A 16,966-nucleotide genomic window follows, 5' to 3' on the forward strand; every position below is an offset into this window, starting at 1 on the left:
GCTTCATGCCGCTGCTGCGCCCCACGAGCCCGGCTCCGCGGATGACCGCCGAATAGATAGCGAACAGGTGAGGTCAGTGCTGCGCCATGTCCACGAAGCGGCTGTAGTGTCCCTGGAACGCCACCGTGACCGTTGCCGTGGGGCCGTTACGGTGCTTGGCGACTATAAGGTCCGCCTCACCCGCCCTGGGCGACTCACGCTCGTAAGCATCCTCACGATGGAGCAAAATGACCATATCCGCATCTTGCTCAATACTTCCGGATTCGCGCAGGTCGCTGACTGCGGGCCGCTTGTCCGTGCGCTGCTCCGGACCACGGTTGAGCTGGGAGATCGCGATGACCGGCACCTCCAGCTCCTTGGCCAGCAGCTTGATCGCACGGGAGATCTCCGAGACCTCGTTCTGCCGGCTCTCGGTCTTCTTCGGCGAACTCATCAGCTGGAGGTAGTCGATGACCACGAACCTCAGGTCGTTACGCTGCTTGAGCCGCCGGCACTTGGCCCGGATCTCCATCATCGACATGTTGGGCGAGTCGTCGATGAACAGCGGCGCCTCCGCCACCTCGCTCATCCGCCGGGCCAGGCGCGTCCAGTCGTCGTCGCCCATCATGCCCGAGCGCATGGCGTGGAGGGCGACCCGGGCCTCGGCGGACAGCAGTCGCATGGTGATCTCGTTGCGCGACATTTCCAGCGAGAAGATGACCGTGGTCATCCCATGCTTGATTGCTGCAGAACGGGCGAAATCCAGACCTAGTGTGCTTTTGCCGATGGCCGGGCGGGCGGCCACGACGATCATCTGGCCCGGGTGGAGGCCGTTGGTGAGCTGGTCGAGGTCCTGGAAGCCGGTCGGCACGCCCACCATCTGGCCGCCGCGGCTGCCGATGGCCTCCAGCTCGTCGAGGGCGCCGGGCATGATGTCGGCCAGGGGCGCGTAGTCCTCCGAGGTGCGGCGCTCGGTGACCTTGTAGATCTCCGCCTGGGCGCGGTCGACGAGGTCGTCGACCTCCTCGTTCTGCCCGCCGTAGCCGAAGGAGACGATGCGGGTGCCGGCCTCGATGAGGCGGCGGAGGATGGCCTGCTCCCTGACGATCTTGGCGTAGTAGCCCGCGTTGGCCGCGGTGGGGACGACGGCCGTGAGGGTGTGGAGGTAGGCGGCCCCGCCCACCCTGGCCATCTCGCCGCGCTTCTGCAGCTCGTCGAAGACGGTGACCGCGTCGGCGGGCTCGCCCCTGCCGTAGAGGTCGGTGATGACCTCGTAGACCATCTGGTGGGCGGGCCGGTAGAAGTCGTCGGAGCGCAGGATCTCGACGACGTCGGCGATAGCGTCCTTGGACAGCAGCATGCCGCCCAGCACGGACTGCTCCGCCTCGATGTTGTGCGGGGGGGTGCGCTCGAACCCAGGGCCGGCGCCCGTTTCCTCGTCAATGCTCACCGCGCCCCCTCGAACACTTGCAGGCGGTCGCACCACCCCCACTTGTAGCCGACCGGTCTGACAGTTTCTCGGAGTCTCGGGCCAACGGCAACGCGGCCTGTGGACAACCCTGTGGCCAAGCTGTGCACTACTGTGCCCAGGGTGTGAAATGCCTGTGGACAGTGGCTGTGGATAACTCTTGTGGATATCCACCGATGGGCCTCTGAACTGGGCGAACGGTATCCACTGGCTGTGGAGAAAAGAAAGTTTCGCCGACACGCCGCGTAATGGCCATAATGGACAAATGCTCATTACCCCCAGGGATCGGGAGATACTCCGGCTGGCCGTTCCGGCGTTCGGCGCGCTGGTGGCCGAGCCGCTCTTCCTCCTCGCCGACTACGCCATCGTGGGGCACGGGCTGGGGACCACGGCGGTGGGGGCGCTGGGCGTGGCGGGCACGGTCCTGGCGACCATGGTGAACCTGTGCGTCTTCCTCGCGTACGGCACCACGGCCTCCGTGGCGCGGCAGACGGGCGCCGGGAACCACGCTCGGGCCATGCGCAGCGGTGTGGACGGGATCTGGCTGGCGCTGGCCATCGGCGCGCTCCTGATCGTCGTGTGCTGGCCGCTGGCCCCCGCCATCGTTGAGCTGTTCGGGGCGGCCGAGGGGCAGGCCGCGCAGGCCGTGACGTACCTGCGGATCAGCCTGATCGGCGCGCCCGGCATGCTGGTCGTGCTGGCCGGGACGGGAGTGCTGCGCGGCCTGCAGGACACCGTGACACCGCTGGCGGTCGCCATCGGATCGTTCGTGCTGAACGCGGTCCTGAACGCCTGGTTCGTGCTGGGGATGGGCTGGGGCATCGCCGGGTCGGCCTGGGGCACGGTGATCGCCCAGACACTGGGCGCGGCCGTCTACCTCGCCGTCGTGGCGCGGGGCGCGCTGCGGCTGGGGACGCCGCTCACGCCCGGCCTGGCGGGGGTCAAGGAGGCGGGCACGGCAGGGTTCGCGCTGGTCGTCCGTACCCTCTGCCTGCGGGTGGTACTGCTCGTGGCCACCGTGATCGCCACCAGGATGGGCGAGGCCGAGCTGGCCGCGTACGCCCTCGCCACCCAGGTGTGGACGCTGCTCGCGTTCGCGCTGGACGCCATCGCCATCGCCGGGCAGGCCATCACGGGACGCTCGCTCGGCGCCGGGGACGTCGCGTCCACCAGGGCCGCGACCAGGCGGATGGTGCAGTGGGGCCTCTGGTCGGGCGGGCTGCTCGGCCTCCTGGTCGTCGCCGCCAGACCGGTGCTGCCCGGCCTGTTCGACGCGGACCCGCAGGTCGCCGAGCTGCTGCTGGCGCTGCTGTGGCCGGTGGCGGCGTTCCAGCCGGTGTGCGGGGTCGTGTTCGTGCTCGACGGCGTGCTGATCGGCGCGGGCGACCAGCGCTACCTGGCGTGGGCGGGGGTGTGGACGACGGTGGCGTACCTCCCCGCCGCCTTCCTCGCCTCCGGCTTCGGGGTCGTCGCCCTGTGGTGCGCGCTCGGGGTGTGGATGCTCGCACGTCTGGTCAGCCTCGTACGCCGGGCCGCCGGCACCGACTGGCTGGTGACCGGGGCGTAGGATCGAGTCGCTCTGGGCGCAGGCCCGGCTACCTGCAGTGATCTGCGGAAACACCGCTGCCTGCGCGTGCCCACCTGTAATCGTCCTGTGCTTGCTGTTGTCCGAGTGGTGAGACATTGTGGGCGCGTTCCCTGAGCGGGGTGTTCCTTGTCCACGATTCTGCGGCGACTACCGCCCTCCGAGGCGACCGGCTTACGCACACGCGCCCGGCACAGCCTGCCCGAGCTCTACCGCCCGGCCGATCTGGTGGTGCTCGGACTCGGCGTGATCATCGGCGCCGGCATCTTCTCCATCGCCGGGCAGCAGGCGGCCACCGCGGCCGGCCCCGGCGTCATCCTGTCCTTCATGATCGCGGGCATCGCCTGCCTGCTCGCCTGCCTGTGCTACGCCGAACTGTCGTCCACGATGCCGACCTCGGGCAGCGCCTACACCTTCACGTACGTCATCTTCGGCGAGGTCTGGGCGTGGATCATCGGCTGGGCGCTGATCCTGGAGCTGCAGCTCGCCGCCGCCGTCGTGGCCAGGGCGTGGGCCACGATCACGGTCGGGGCGATCTCCGACTTCGGGGTACGCGTGCCGCACCAGGAACTCGTCGGCGACCTCCTCGTGTTCGTGATCCTGGCGCTGCTCACCGGCGTGGTGGCGCTCAGCGCGCGGATCGGCCTGCGAGCGCTGTGGATCATGGTGGCGGCCAAGCTGCTGGCCATCGGCGCGGTCATCGTCGTGGGCCTGCCCCACATCGACGTGCGGAACTTCGGCGAGTTCCACGTGCCGTCCAAGATTCTGCCGAAGTCGCCCACGAGCGTGCTGGAGATCCTGTTCGGGCAGAGCCACGCGTTCGGCTGGTTCGGGATCTTCGCTGCCGCCTCTGCCATCGCGTTCGCGTACATCGGGTTCGACATCGTGGCCACCTCCGCCGAGGAGACCGTGAACGCGCCCACCGCCGTGCCCAAGGGCATGATCCGCAGCCTGATCATCGCCACCGTCCTCTACCTCGCGGTGGCCCTGGTCATGGTGGGTATGGTCCCGTACACGAAGATCTCCGAGGACGCGCCGCTGACCGGGGCGTTCCGGGCGGTCGGCGTGGACTGGATGGTGCACGTCATCGACGTGGGCGCGGTGCTCGGGCTGACGACGGTGATCCTGGTGCTGATCGTGGGGCAGACGCGGGTGCTGTTCTCGATGGCCCGCGACGGGCTGATCCCCCGCGGCCTGGCCACGGTCAGCCGGAAATATCACACGCCGACGCGGGTGACGCTGGTGATCGGGGTCGTGGCGATCGTGCTGGCCGAGTTCGTGCCGGTGCTCACGATGCAGGAGCTCGTGGTGATCGGGACGCTGTTCGCGTTCGCGTTCGTGGCGGCCGGAGTGATCGTGATGCGGCGGCGCATGCCGTACCTGGAGCGGGGGTTCAGGGTGCCGCTCTCGCCGCTGCTGCCCGGGCTGTCGCTGGTGGCCACGCTCTGGCTGATGGTGAACCTGCAGGTGCTCACCTGGGCGTGGTTCGCCCTGTGGATGGCCTTCGGCCTGCTGGTCTACCTCGTGTACGGCCGGCGCCACAGCCTGCTGGCCCGCCCCCGGCCCCCGATCGAGCCGGTACGCGGACGCCACCGGCGCTAGAGCCGGCCCGACTCCAGCACGCTACGCAGGAACTCCCTGGTGCGAGGGTGCTCCGGCGCGGTGAAGATCTGCTCGGCGGGGCCTTTCTCCAGGAGCACGCCACCGTCCAGGAAGCACACCGTGTCCGAAATATCGCGACAAAAGCTCATCTCGTGAGTCGTGAGGATCATCGTCATGCCCGACTCCTTGAGCTCCCTGATGACCCCCAGCACCTCCAGAACCAGCTCGGGGTCGAGCGCCGAGGTGACCTCGTCCAGCAGCATCAGCCTGGGCTGCGTGGCCAGCGCCCGGATGACGGCCACCCGCTGCTGCTGCCCGCCGGAGAGCTGGTCGGGGTAGGCCCGCGCCTTGTCCGCCAGCCCGAACCTGGCCAGCAGGCCGTGCGCCTGCTCCTCCGCCTCTCCCCTGGCCACCTTGTGCACCTGGCGCGGCGCGAGCGTGACGTTGTCCAGCACGGTCATGTGCGGGAACAGGTTGAACGCCTGGAACACGATGCCCAGCCGCTTGCGCACGTCGTCCACGTTCACGCGCGGGTCGGTGATGTCCTCGCCGTCGAGCAGGATCACGCCGTCGTCCACGGTCTCCAGCAGGTTGACGCAGCGCAGGAGCGTGGACTTGCCCGAGCCGGAGGCCCCGATGAGGCTCACCACCTCGTGCGGGCGCACCTCAAGGTCGATGCCGCGCAGCACGCTGTGACCGTGGAAGTTCTTCCACACCCCGTCGATGGTCAGAAGACTCATGCGCCACGCCTCCTGCGCGTGCGGGCCGCCAGATGGTCGGTCAACCTGGCCATGGGGATGGTGAGCAGGATGAACAGCAGCGCCGCCACCAGGTAGGGGGTGTAGTTGAACGTGCCGGCCGCGTGGATCTGCGCCTGCCTGAGCGCCTCCAGCGGCCCGATGGTGGCCACGAGCGCGGTGTCCTTCTGCAGCGAGACGAAGTCGTTCAGCAGCGGCGGCACGACCCTGCGGGTCGCCTGCGGCAGCACCACGAACCGCATGGTCTTGCCGTGGCTCAGCCCCAGCGAGCGGGCCGCCGCGACCTGGCTCGGGTGGATGGACTCGATGCCCGAGCGGAACACCTCGGCCACGTACGCGCCGTACGAGAGCGTCAGCGCGATGATGCCCAGCGTCACCAGGTCGGTGGGGATGCCCTGCAGCCGGAGCGCGGGCAGCCCGAACCCGATCAGGTAGATCACCAGGATCGTCGGCACGCCGCGGAAGACGTCGGTGTAGAGCGTGGCCAGCGCCCGGATCGGGAAGAACGCGGGCTTCCTGACCCCCCTGGCCAGCGCCACCAGCAGCCCGACGACCAGGATCAGCGGCTCGGCGATCAGGAAGATCTTGATGTTGAGCAGGAAGCCGCTCAGCACGTCGGGCAGCGCCTTGACGAACGCGTCAGAGTTGAAGAACGTTTCCTGCACCCGGGGCCAGCCGGGTGAGTTCGTGACGATCCAGCCGACCAGCACGATGAAGACGATCGTCGAGACCGTCGCGACCGAGGCCGAGCGGCGGCCGCGCGACCTGCGCACCCGCTCCCGCTCGACCTGCCGCTCCGACTTGACCCACTCGCCCGCCGCAGTCTGCCCGGACCCGCCGGACTCACCCGCCGCCTGCCCGGGACCGCCTGCCGTGGCCTTCCCGGACCCGCCGAACGCGCTCATCGCAACTCTGGCGCGCCCGCCGCCGAGCCGAGCCATTCCTGCTCGATCTTGGCCAGCTCGCCCTTCGACTTCAGCGCCTCGACGGCCTTGTCGACGCACGGCTTGAGCGCGCTGCCCTTCTCCATGACCAGCCCGAACTCCTCGGGCGTGCCACCCGTCGAGCTGAACTGCCCCACGATCTTGGACTTCTCGACCTGCGCGGCCGTCACGTAGAACGCCGTCGGCAGGTCCACGACCAGCGCGTCAACCTGCTTGTTCTTCAGCGCGTTGACGGCGTCGATCTGCTCGTTGTAGACGTTGGGATCGTCGGCGGGCTTGATGACGTTCTTGACCGCGTCGAGCGAGGTCGTGCCCACCTGTACGCCGATCTTCGCGTCCCGCAGCTCGGCCAGGCTCTTCGCCCCCGCGAACTTGCTCCCGTCGATCGCCACGATGGCCTGCTTGACGGTGTAGTAGCCCTTGCTGAAGTCGACCGCCTTGGCCCGGTCGGGCGTGATGGACACCTGGTTGACGTCGAAGTCGAACTGCTTCACCCCAGAGGCGAACGCCGAGTCGAACTTGATCGTGCTCCACTGCACCTCGGTGCGGTCGAAGCCGAGCTCCCCCGCCACGGCGAAGGCCACCGCGCTCTCGAAGCCCTGGCCGTTGCTCGGGTCGTCGTCCTTGAACCAGGGCTCGTAGGCGGGCTTGTCGGTGCCGATGGTCAGCTTGCCCGCGTTGACCAGCTTGAGCTGGTCCTTGGTGCACGCGGTGGACGCGGACGCGACCGGGCTCGCCGTGCTCGCCGTGTTGTCGACCGGCGCGCAGCCGACGACCGCCACGGCCAGCGCGAGCAGCATGAGGGGACGGGCCATGGCCAAGCCTCCAGGGGGAACACGCGAAAGAACTAAGGCATTCTACGCTGGCCGAATAGGAAATTACGCCCGGCGGCGCCCCTGACCATGGAGTTGGCCCGGAGGTGGCCTGCCCCTGCGCAGCCGTAAGAGCGGGGACACGCGAAAGCCCCCTCCGGACGGAGAGGGCTTTCACAAAAGGGCACTCAGCCCGCGACAACCTCGACATCCACCGAGGCCGAGACCTCGGGGTGGAGCTTGACGGTGACGCGGTGCGAGCCGACGCTCTTGATCGGGTTGACGATCTCGATGCGGCGGCGGTCGAGGATCGGGCCACCGGCGGCCTTGACGGCGTCGGCGATGTCGCCCGTCGTGATCGAACCGAACAGGCGGCCCGACTCGCCGGCGCGCGTGGTCAGGCGGACGCGCAGCGCGCCGATCTGACCGGCGACCTCCTTGGCGGTGCCGAGGTCGCGGATCTCGCGAGCGTCGCGAGCCTTCTTGATGGTCTCGATCTGCTTCTCGGCGCCCCGCGTCCAGCGCATGGCGTAGCCGCGCGGGATGAGGTAGTTACGGCCGTAGCCGTCCTTGACCTCGACGACGTCGCCAGGGGTGCCGAGGCCGGAGACCTCGTTGGTGAGGATGAGCTTCATATCGACAGGCCTCCTTAGCGCGCGGTGCTCGTGTAAGGCAGCAGGGCCACCTCACGCGCGTTCTTGATCGCGGTCGCCACGTCGCGCTGGTGCTGGGTGCAGTTGCCCGTCACCCGGCGCGCACGGATCTTGCCGCGGTCGGAAATGAACTTCCGCAGCAGCGCCGTGTCCTTGTAGTCGACGTAGGAGATCTTGTCGTGGCAGAACAGGCAAACCTTCTTCTTCGGCTTGCGCAGTGCCGGCTTAGCCATCGTGGTGCTCCTTTCAGAGCCCCGCCTTCCGGGCGGGAATGGACTCGGGCTTGTGGACAGGTTCTAGAAAGGCGGTTCGTCGCTGAAGTCGCCACCGCCACCGCCGCCGCCGAAGCCGCCGCCGCCGCCCTGCTGGCCGCCGCCGAAGCCGCCGCCACCACCGCCGCCGCCGCCGAAGCCGCCGCCCCCCTGGGGCTGGGCGGGCGTGGCGGAGGCCCACGGGTCGTCGGACGGACCGCCGCCGAAGCCGCCGCCACCGCCGCCGCCCTGACGGGAGGTGCGGTTGACCTTGGCGGTGGCGTTACGCAGGGACGGGCCGACCTCGTCGACCTCGACCTCGTAAACGGTGCGCTTCTCGCCTTCCTTGGTCTCGTAAGACCGCTGCTTGAGCCGCCCCTGCACGATGACCCGCATGCCGCGCTGCAGGCTCTCGGCGGCGTTCTCCGCCGCCTGCCGCCACACGTTGCAGGTCAGGAAGAGGCTTTCGCCATCTTTCCACTCGTTGGTCTGGCGATCCATGAACCGCGGAGTGGACGCGATGCGGAACCGGGCCACCGCTTGCCCCGTCGGGGTGAAGCGCAGCTCCGGGTCGTCGACCAGGTTGCCGACGATGGTGATTACGGTGTCGCCTGCTGCCATGGCTAGCGCTCGCCTTCCTGCACGCCTTCGCTTGGATTACGGCTCAGAGTACGGGGCTTCCCCGACAAAAGCCGGGGGTTAGTGCACGTCGGGGCGGATGACCTTGGTGCGCAGAATCCCCTCGTTGAGGTTCATCTGCCGGTCGAGCTCCTTGACCGTCGCGGGCTGCGCGGACAGGTCGATGACGGCGTAGATGCCTTCGGACTTCTTGTCGATGTCGTAGGCGAGACGGCGACGGCCCCAGACGTCGACCTTCTCCACGGTGCCGCCGTCGTTGCGGACCACGGAGAGGAACTGGTCGAGGGACGGCGCGACAGTGCGCTCATCGAGCGAAGGGTCCAGGATGACCATTACTTCGTAACGACGCATGCGGACTCCAACCTCCTCTGGACTCTTGCGGTCACGACACTCTGCCGTGACAGGAGGATGCTGACGTCTATCCCCGGGTGCCCCATTTCGGCGCCTCGGGGCGATGGCTCAACCATCACAACGCAGCTTGCCCAGGTTACCAGCCGCGAGAAGGTGGGAAGGCCTTTAGGAAACCTAGGGGGTGGTGGCGGTGCCACATGTGCTTCAGCCCTCCGAAAGGGAGCGGTTCAGGCTCACACTCAACAGCGACGGGCGTTCGCACCCGGTGGAGAACGCCCTGGCCGTAGGCACGATCGTTTGCGGTCTCATTGCCTTCGTCTCGACGTTCTGGGTGTCCGCGCACGCGATCTCCGCGTGGGCCGGCACGCTGGGCTTCGGCGTCGGGCTGTACTCCCAGTACGTCTCGGCGACCACGCCGCAGCGGGCGGTCAACATCGTCGGGATCGTGGGATCGTTCGTTGGCGCCGCGCTCGGCATCGCCCACGGAGGTTTCCTCCCTCACTGACCTCACCGAACCTCGTTGAGCTGAAACGGCCCCGGCGCGCGTCGCCCGGGGCCGCTCCGGCATGTCGCTCACCCGCCGATGTGCAGATCTATCCCGAGCAGGACCAGGAACCAGAGGAACACCGCGAGCAGCGCCTCCGCGACGTCCTTGAGCAGACCGGGGGTGATGTAGTGGTACACCCAGCCCACGTAGATCCCGACCACGACGTAAATCAATAAGATGAGCGCTCGCAAGCGCCAGTGCGTCATGTCGCTTCTCCTCGATTAGGGGGCGCATGGCGACTTCCCGGACAGGCGTCCGGCAAACCGATGGTCAAGCGGCTGCCGCCCTCCTCCGCGGCGTAAGCTCGGGAGCTATGGTGCGCATCGGAGCTCATGTCGATCAGGACGATCCCGCCGCCCACGCAGAGGCGGTCGGGGCCGAGGTGGTGCAGTTCTTCCTCGGCGACCCGCAGGGCTACGACAAACCGGTGCTGCCCGCCGAACCGGTCGAGGGCGTCGACATCTACATCCACGCCCCCTACCTGATCAACGTCGCCACCACCAACAACCGCATCAGGATCCCCAGCCGCAAGCTGCTGGAGCAGCACCTCAAGGCGGCCGCCGGCCTCGGCGCCAAGGGCCTGATCGTGCACGGCGGCCACGTCAACAAGAACGACGACCCGCAGACCGGCTTCGACAACTGGCGCAAGGTGTTCGAGCGCATGGAGTGCCCCATCCCCGTGCTGATCGAGAACACCGCGGGCGGCGGCAACGCGATGGCGCGCAAGCTCGATCGCGTCGCCCGGCTGTGGGAGGCGCTCGACGGGTTCGACGTGGGCTTCTGCCTCGACACCTGCCACGCCCACGCGGGCGGCGAGGAGCTGGTCGACGTGGTCGAGCGGGTCAAGGCCATCACCGGCCGGATCGACCTCGTCCACTGCAACGACTCGCGCGACGACTTCGACTCCGGCGCCGACCGCCATGCCAACCTGGGCAAGGGGAAGATCGACCCGGAGCTGATCCTGGCGGTCTGCCGCGCGGCCGGCGCGCCGATCGTGGTGGAGACGCCCGCCGACGGTCAGGCGGACGACATCGCGTTCCTCCGCAAGAACCTCTAGGAATACACACAGCCTGTGGATAACTTCCCTGGATTACCCAGACGAAGAAGTGGGTAGAGAGATCAGCCCGCCCACGCGCCGCTCAGGAAACGTTCCGCGTTGAGCAGCATGAGCGGCCCGCAGATCAGGGCGTAGACGACCATCACCCACGGCCTCCTGGTCGCGACCTTCGCGACCAGGACCCACAGGGGGAACCACAGCAGCAGCGAGCGCGGGATCGACAGGTAGTACGCCGAGGTCATCAGCGCGGCCGCCTGCAGCCCCGTGTAGACGAGCTCACTCCACCGGCGCAGCACGAGCAGCCAGATCAGCACCGCGAACGCCACGACCGCCCCGGCGATCTCCATCCGGAAGGCCACCGCGAAGTCGTCGGAGCCCATGGCCGAGCGCCAGGTCGTCTTCCACGCCTCCCACGGCCAGGCGAAGTCCCGCCCCCACCCGGCCTCCTGCGCGTGCTTCCACGCCAGCCAGTCGCCCGACCTGCCGTGCTGGAAGTACGAGTACGCCACCAGCGGCGCGAACGGCACCACCAGCCACCCGGCCTGCCGGACGGGCTCCCGCCTGGTCAGGAACTCCACGACCAGCGCGACCGCGAGAAAGAGCCCCGTGATGCGCACGCACGAGGCGCCCGCGGCGAGCGAGGCCGCTAAGGACCATTGCCCCTGCCTGGCGGCCAGCCATGCCGGGATCGCGAAGGCCAGGAAGAGGGACTCGCTGTAGCCCGCCGCCAGGAACACCGCCATCGGGAAGAGCAGCAGCGCCAGCACCGCCATCCAGCCGGAGGCGCCTTCCAGCTCGGCGAGCCGGGCCAGCGCCACCACGGCCACCGCCCCGGCGGCCAGCGAGATCAGCAGCCCGGCCGCCGCCCAGTCCGGCACGACCAGGTGCACCACCCGCAGCAGCATCGGGAACCCGGGGAAGAACGCGGGCAGCCCGTCGTCCACAGGCTTGCCGGGCTCGCCGTCGTAGCCGTACTGGGCGATGGTGATGAAGAGCCCGGCATCCCACTTGCGCCACTTGTCGGCGTACGCGCCGAGGGCCGTCCCCAGCAGGGTCACCATGAGCAGCCCTGCCCGCGAGCCGAACCAGAGCAGCAGCGCGTCCCGGGCGGCCGAGCGGGTGATCATCGCACGGCTGGCGTCAGCGTGAACCTGTCGGGAGCGTCGTCGAACACGCCGCCGCCCTGGTCGTCGATGTCGGCCTGGCGCACCACGTCCTTGTCGGGACGGAGGATGTCACGCACGACGAACGCCATCATGATCCCGATCGTGATGACCCGCCCCCAGACGGCGGTGAAGTACGTGTCGTCACCGATGCCCAGGTCGTTCCTGCTGAACGGCGGCTGGGCGACCAGGTAGAGCCAGATGGCGACGAAGTACCAGATCTCGGCGAGCTGCCACAGCACCAGCGGCTTCCAGTTGGGCCTGGCCAGCACGGCGAACGGCACCAGCCAGAGCACGAACTGCGGCGACCACACCTTGTTCGTCATCATGAAAGCGGCCAGCGCCAGGAAGCAGATCTGCGCCAGCCTGGGCCGGCGCGGGGCGGCGAGCGTGAGCACGGCGATGCCCAGGCACATGATGGCCAGGGCCGCCATACCCAGCTTGCTGACGTCTCCCTCTCCGAGGATGGGCCAGCCCTTGTTCTGGAAGAACAGCCAGGGCGAGCCCCAGTCGACCCCGCGTTCCTGGGAGAAGACGTAGAACCTGCGCCATCCCTCCCACGCGAAGATCATGAACGGCCCGTTGACCACGATCCAGGCGCCGGCCGTGGAGGCCAGCGTGACCAGGAACGGCCGCCATCGCCCGCTGCGCCAGGTGAGCAGGAACAGCGCGCCCAGGAACATCAGCGGGTAGAACTTGGTCGCGATGGCCAGCCCCAGCAGCACCCCGGCCAGCACCTGCCGGCCCCGCGCCCAGGCCAGCAGCATGCCCATCGACAGCGCGCCGGCGACCAGGTCCCAGTTGATGTACGCGGCCAGCACGACGGCGGGCGAGATGGCGTACCAGAGCGCGTCCCACCGCCGCGTGGGCCCGGCCACCGCGGCCATCAGCAGGACGCCGACGACCAGGCAGATGCCGAGCAGGATGACCGTCAGGTCATAGAACCTGACGGCCTGCGCGCCCGTGTCGGCGCCCACCGCCCTGGCCAGCCAGCTGATCACCTGCATGACCTCGCCCAGCACGACCGGGTACTCGACCTGCTTGTCGAACGGCACGTGGGCGAAGTAGGGGTTCTGGCTGGACAGGGCCCTGTCGAAGTACAGGGGGTAGATGTCGGTGTAGCAGAAGTTCGTGTACGTCGTGACCTGGTCGTTCCAGCCGCCGGTGCGGCAGGGCAGGCGCACGACGTACGCGAGGGTGGCCCCCAGGGCCGCGATCAGCCCCAGGGGAAGGTACGGGACGGCACGCGCCAGGAAGGGAGCGCGCACCTCCGTGCTCGTCACCGGTCCTCAGGCCTGGCCAGCGGCGACCAGCCCGAAGGTCTCGGGTCGGGCGCCCGGCCACCGCCGACCCCGTCACCGTCGGCGGTCTGCGGGAACCCGTTGTCACCTCCGTCGCCGTCGCCCGGATCGCCGTTGCCGGGCTCGTCGATCGTGGGGTTGTCGTCGGGGGTGGTGCCGTCACACGGGCCGACGAGGCAGTCCTGGTTGTCCCCGTTGTCGAACGGGTTGTCCCCGCTGTCGAAGGGGTTGTCGGGGGTCTTCGACACCGTGGGCGTCGGGCTCGGCACGATGTTCTCGGCCAGACCGACCTCGGCCCTCTTCGGGAACTGCTCGATCGGCAGGCCCTCGTGGGCGAGCGTCATGAACTTCTGCCAGGTGAGCGTGGGCGGACCGGCACCCTCGAAGCCCAGGGAGACCTCGTAGGGCTTCGTGTAGGGGTTTTCGTTGCCGTACTTCGTGCTCGCCTTGCCGCGGGGAGTCACCGGGCAGTTGGAGTGGACAGGCTGGACGACCTTGCCCGACTTCGTCCTGCACTCCTCGCGGTAGAACCCGACCGCGGCGGAGATCTGCGGCGTGTAGCCGACGAACCAGGCTTCCTTCTCGTCGTTGTTCGTGCCGGTCTTGCCGGCGGCCGGCCGGCTGCCCAGGCCCTTGCCCGCCGCAGTGCCGCTGCGCAGCACCTGCTCCATGGCCACGGTGGCGTCGGCGGCGACACCGGGGTCGATGACCTTCTTGACGGCCCGCTGCTCGCCGTAGACGACCTGCTTGCCCAGCTTGACTTCCTGCACCACGTGGTACTTGGTGTACTTGCCCTCGTTGGCGAAGATCGAGTAGCCGGCGGCCTGCTCGACCGGGGTCACCAGGGCGCTGCCGATGGCGAACTGGTAGCTGTGCGTCTTGACGTCGTCTTCCATGCGCTGCTGGTTGAACCCGGCCGACTCGACCAGGTTCTTCACGTCGTCGAGCTGTCCGGGCAGCTTGTACGCCATCGACACGTACGCCGTGTTGACCGAGTCGGCGGTGGCCTTGACCACGTCGACGGCCTTGCCGACGTTGTGGCTGTTCTTGAAGCCGCCGACGGCCTGGCCGGGAAGCTCCTTCGGCACCGTCTCGTTGCCCGGCACGTAGCTCTTGAGCGAGTAGCCGGCCTGCAGCCAGGCCGCCAGCACGTACGGCTTGAACGCGGACGCGGCCTGCTTCTTGGCGTCGAACGGCTCGTTGAACGGGTCGGTGATGTAGTCGGTGCCGCCGTAGAACGCCAGGATGCGGCCGTTCTTCGGGTTAACGGCGGCCAGCCCCGCGTGGTACTCCTTGCTCATGCTGCCGGTCGTGGACTTCACCGCGGCCTGCGCGGCCAGCATCAGCTTCCTGTCGAAGGTGGAGGTGATGTGGTAGCCGCCGCTCCTGACCGCGTCAGGGGTGAGGCCGCGCTCCTTCAGCTCCTGGAGGACCTGCATGACCATGTAGCCCTTGATGCCGCCGAGCTCGTTGGCGTTGTCGTTCTTGCGGAGCTTGGGGAACTTCGCGGTCTTCGGGAGCTGGCCGTACCTGTCGGGCCACTGCTTCGACATGTAGTCGATGACGGTCGTCCAGCGGGCCTTGAGCGCGGGGGCGTCGGGTTCCCAGGCGGGCTGCTGGATGCGAGCGGCGAGGTAGGCGCCCTGCTCCGGGGTCAGCTTGGCGGCGGTGGCGCTGTCACCGAAGTAGGCCTTCGCGGCGGCCTCGACGCCGTAGGCGCGGCCGAAGGGGATGGTGTTCAGGTAGTTCTCGAGGATCTGGTCCTTGGACAGGGTCTCGTCGAGCTTGACCGCGACGAAGATCTCCATGACCTTGCGCTTGATCGACACTTCCTGGCTGAGGCCGTCGTAGTAGTTACGGGCCATCTGCTGGGTGATCGTCGAGGCGCCCTGCCGCTGCTGGCCGGTCGCCGTCTTGAAGACCGCGCGGAACATGCCGGGGATCGAGATGCCGGAGTCCTCGTAGAACGTGTCGTTCTCGATGGCCACTGCGGCGTCCCTGACGCTCTGGGCCATCTTCGAGATCGGGACGATCTCGCGCTTCGTGCCGAGCTGGGCGATCTCCTTCTTGCCGTCCCGGTAGTAGATGGTGCTCTGCTGCGCGAGCGCGTCGGCCTTGGCCTGGTCGGCGGTCGGCACCGGCGTGTTGGCGTACGCGACCATGATCATGCCGAAGAGGCCGGCCGCGAGCACCACGAACCCGGCCACGAGGATCTTCCAGCTCGGCACGAACCTGCGCCAGCCGCCCTTGCCGTCGCCGCCGCCCTTCTTGGTCGGCGGCCCGGGAGGTTCGGGCGGCCCGCCCTCACTCCTCCTGCGCGAGCGCCGCGGCGCGTCGCTGACGATCGTCTCCTGGTTGCCCATCGCCCGCTCCTGCCGGGCGCGCGTGCGCGACCCCGGCCGGTCACCCTGCGTAGGCGGACCGTCGGCGCGCATGGGAGGACCGTCGGCGCGCCGAGGAGGGGTTTCGGCACGTCTGGGCGGGTCGTCGTACGGCTGTGCGGCCATGGCACCGGTCTGCTCGAAAGCGGCTTCCGGACGACGCGACGGCTGCGCCGAACCCCAGCTCTGCTCGTCGGTTTGCGGAGGAGAACCCTGGGGCACAGAACGGGATGAGCTGGAACGACGGCGCCTTCCAGGGCGAGCCGTCCCCTCATTCATGCTGTTACTCACACGTCCTCGCATCGTCGTCGGAAACATAACGGCGGGTGGGCGTGAGGTTTCTCGCCGCCCTCGGTCTTCACGCTTGGCTGACGAGGTCAGGTGGTCCGTTACCGAGGACATACGAAACCGTCAGGTGGTTCCAGGAACAACCTTGGCAGACCTCGACAACGTACACGCGGAACTCATCGTAATCATGAGCCATTGCGGCGAGTTCCGATGCGACCTTTGCCTGTCCGGCATGCCTACCGAGCGAATCGCCGTAGACGTAGGTCACATTGGTGACGTTCTCCCTTTCGCATACCGGGCAGGGGCGCTCGGTCGGCTCGCCGAAGTGGCGCGCCGCGCGAAGGAGGTAGGGCTGTGCGTCGCATACGTCGCCACGCGAGGTGCGCCCCATGCGGAGGGAGCGGACCACCGCCCGTTTCGCCAGGCCGTAATCCACCACCCTTCGCTGTGACCACATGAGCGCCAGACTACGGCGTTTTGTCGCTGCATCCCAACGACTTGGCAGATTCACAGATTGCCGCCATATAGCGACCCGACGTATCCTGGGGATGTATCGGCTCGATACATCGACGCGAGAGGGGGCAGGTTCCGATGACCGGCGGACAGGGCAGGGTCTTGGAACTGGCCGTGCTCGGGTCGCTGCACGAGACGCCACTACACGGCTATGAGCTGCGCAAACGGCTCAACGCCCTGCTGGGGATGTTCCGCGCGTTCTCCTACGGGTCGCTGTATCCCTGTCTGCGATCACTGCTGGCTCAGGGCCTCATCGCGGAGGAGCAGCCCGCTCCCGCCACGATCGTCGGCGGCAGATCGAAGATCGTTTACAAGCTGACGGCCGAGGGCAAGGAACGGCTGCAGGACATGCTGACGCAGGCCGGCCCCTCCGCTTGGGAGGACGAGAGCTTCGGTGTGCACTTCGCCTTCTTTCGCCACACCGAGGCGGAAGTGCGGCTGCGCATTCTCGAAGGCCGCCGTAGCCGGCTGGAGGAGCGGCTCGACGCGGTGCGCACGGCTCTGGCGCGCACCAGGGAGCGCCTCGACAGTTACACACTCGAGCTGCAGCGACATGGGCTCGAGTCGGTCGAGCGCGAGGTGCGCTGGCTGAACGAGCTGATCGCGACAGAGCGTCGGGCCTCGTCGGATGACGGGCCCGCAAGAGATACCACAACTGATGAGTAAGGGAGCGA

The 16,966-nt window shown here is 68.2% G+C and carries 18 protein-coding genes; 5 read left to right on the top strand and 13 right to left on the bottom strand.

Annotated elements, in window-relative coordinates:
• Positions 1-73 precede the first annotated feature (73 nt).
• The gene (gene dnaB / locus ACIBQ1_RS47550; protein ID WP_397288065.1) at positions 74-1,429 is read right to left on the bottom strand and encodes a replicative DNA helicase; all 1,356 of its coding nucleotides are present in this window, start codon (positions 1,427-1,429) and stop codon (positions 74-76) included.
• Between the two features lie 283 nt (positions 1,430-1,712).
• Between dnaB and ACIBQ1_RS47555 the strand changes: the two genes are divergently transcribed.
• Positions 1,713-3,014, top strand: coding sequence for an MATE family efflux transporter (locus ACIBQ1_RS47555; RefSeq protein WP_397288067.1), 1,302 nt, complete (start codon positions 1,713-1,715; stop codon positions 3,012-3,014).
• Positions 3,015-3,161: 147 nt separating this feature from the next.
• A complete protein-coding gene (locus tag ACIBQ1_RS47560) occupies positions 3,162-4,634 on the top strand; it encodes an APC family permease (RefSeq protein ID WP_397288069.1) in 1,473 nt (490 codons plus the stop codon).
• Here the strand turns inward: ACIBQ1_RS47560 and ACIBQ1_RS47565 are convergent.
• The 7 genes from ACIBQ1_RS47565 to rpsF form a co-directional block, all read right to left on the bottom strand.
• On the bottom strand, positions 4,631-5,374 hold the full coding sequence (locus ACIBQ1_RS47565) for an amino acid ABC transporter ATP-binding protein (RefSeq protein ID WP_397288071.1): 744 nt from the start codon (positions 5,372-5,374) through the stop codon (positions 4,631-4,633). The two genes, ACIBQ1_RS47560 and ACIBQ1_RS47565, sit on opposite strands and share 4 nt — an antisense overlap.
• Complete coding sequence (locus tag ACIBQ1_RS47570) at positions 5,371-6,297, bottom strand: amino acid ABC transporter permease (protein WP_397288073.1); 927 nt, start codon at positions 6,295-6,297, stop codon at positions 5,371-5,373. The genes ACIBQ1_RS47565 and ACIBQ1_RS47570 overlap by 4 nt, the downstream gene beginning before the upstream one ends.
• The gene (locus ACIBQ1_RS47575; RefSeq protein WP_397288075.1) at positions 6,294-7,151 is read right to left on the bottom strand and encodes an ABC transporter substrate-binding protein; all 858 of its coding nucleotides are present in this window, start codon (positions 7,149-7,151) and stop codon (positions 6,294-6,296) included. Before ACIBQ1_RS47575 ends, ACIBQ1_RS47570 begins: the two co-directional genes overlap by 4 nt.
• Before the next feature lie 185 nt (positions 7,152-7,336).
• Complete coding sequence (gene rplI, locus ACIBQ1_RS47580; protein WP_355387062.1) at positions 7,337-7,783, bottom strand: 50S ribosomal protein L9; 447 nt, start codon at positions 7,781-7,783, stop codon at positions 7,337-7,339.
• A 14-nt stretch (positions 7,784-7,797) separates the two neighbouring features.
• Positions 7,798-8,034 (bottom strand): 30S ribosomal protein S18, encoded by a 237-nt coding sequence (gene rpsR / locus ACIBQ1_RS47585; RefSeq protein WP_020543048.1) that lies wholly within the window; start codon positions 8,032-8,034, stop codon positions 7,798-7,800.
• Positions 8,035-8,097: 63 nt separating this feature from the next.
• Complete coding sequence (locus tag ACIBQ1_RS47590; RefSeq protein ID WP_397288077.1) at positions 8,098-8,673, bottom strand: single-stranded DNA-binding protein; 576 nt, start codon at positions 8,671-8,673, stop codon at positions 8,098-8,100.
• Between the two features lie 78 nt (positions 8,674-8,751).
• Positions 8,752-9,042, bottom strand: coding sequence for a 30S ribosomal protein S6 (gene rpsF, locus ACIBQ1_RS47595; RefSeq protein WP_397288079.1), 291 nt, complete (start codon positions 9,040-9,042; stop codon positions 8,752-8,754).
• 190 nt (positions 9,043-9,232) lie between these two features.
• Here rpsF and ACIBQ1_RS47600 point away from each other — a divergent pair, with 190 nt between their 5' ends.
• Positions 9,233-9,547 carry a hypothetical protein gene (locus tag ACIBQ1_RS47600; RefSeq protein WP_397288081.1) on the top strand — a complete coding sequence of 105 codons (315 nt, stop codon included), beginning with the start codon at positions 9,233-9,235 and terminating at the stop codon, positions 9,545-9,547.
• Positions 9,548-9,615: 68 nt separating this feature from the next.
• On the opposite strand, the gene ACIBQ1_RS47605 is transcribed toward ACIBQ1_RS47600, so the two are convergent.
• A complete protein-coding gene (locus tag ACIBQ1_RS47605) occupies positions 9,616-9,795 on the bottom strand; it encodes a hypothetical protein (protein ID WP_397288083.1) in 180 nt (59 codons plus the stop codon).
• 107 nt (positions 9,796-9,902) lie between these two features.
• Between ACIBQ1_RS47605 and ACIBQ1_RS47610 the strand changes: the two genes are divergently transcribed.
• Positions 9,903-10,646 carry a deoxyribonuclease IV gene (locus ACIBQ1_RS47610; RefSeq protein WP_397288085.1) on the top strand — a complete coding sequence of 248 codons (744 nt, stop codon included), beginning with the start codon at positions 9,903-9,905 and terminating at the stop codon, positions 10,644-10,646.
• A 62-nt stretch (positions 10,647-10,708) separates the two neighbouring features.
• Here the strand turns inward: ACIBQ1_RS47610 and ACIBQ1_RS47615 are convergent, their stop codons facing one another.
• From ACIBQ1_RS47615 to ACIBQ1_RS47630, 4 genes are all read right to left on the bottom strand, one after another.
• Complete coding sequence (locus ACIBQ1_RS47615; RefSeq protein ID WP_397288087.1) at positions 10,709-11,773, bottom strand: mannosyltransferase family protein; 1,065 nt, start codon at positions 11,771-11,773, stop codon at positions 10,709-10,711.
• Positions 11,770-13,092 (bottom strand): glycosyltransferase family 87 protein, encoded by a 1,323-nt coding sequence (locus ACIBQ1_RS47620; protein WP_397288089.1) that lies wholly within the window; start codon positions 13,090-13,092, stop codon positions 11,770-11,772. The genes ACIBQ1_RS47615 and ACIBQ1_RS47620 overlap by 4 nt, the downstream gene beginning before the upstream one ends.
• Entirely contained in the window at positions 13,089-15,545 is a 2,457-nt protein-coding gene (locus ACIBQ1_RS47625; RefSeq protein ID WP_397288091.1) for a transglycosylase domain-containing protein, read from the bottom strand. The genes ACIBQ1_RS47620 and ACIBQ1_RS47625 overlap by 4 nt, the downstream gene beginning before the upstream one ends.
• Positions 15,546-15,849: 304 nt before the next feature.
• Entirely contained in the window at positions 15,850-16,236 is a 387-nt protein-coding gene (locus tag ACIBQ1_RS47630) for a DUF5318 family protein (RefSeq protein ID WP_355387086.1), read from the bottom strand.
• A 134-nt stretch (positions 16,237-16,370) separates the two neighbouring features.
• On the opposite strand from ACIBQ1_RS47630, the gene ACIBQ1_RS47635 reads away from it, so the two are divergent.
• Complete coding sequence (locus ACIBQ1_RS47635; RefSeq protein WP_397288093.1) at positions 16,371-16,958, top strand: helix-turn-helix transcriptional regulator; 588 nt, start codon at positions 16,371-16,373, stop codon at positions 16,956-16,958.
• Positions 16,959-16,966: the final 8 nt, after the last annotated feature.

Source organism: Nonomuraea sp. NPDC050153 (assembly GCF_044460125.1).
In the GTDB taxonomy this organism is placed as follows: Bacteria; Actinomycetota; Actinomycetes; order Streptosporangiales; family Streptosporangiaceae; genus Nonomuraea.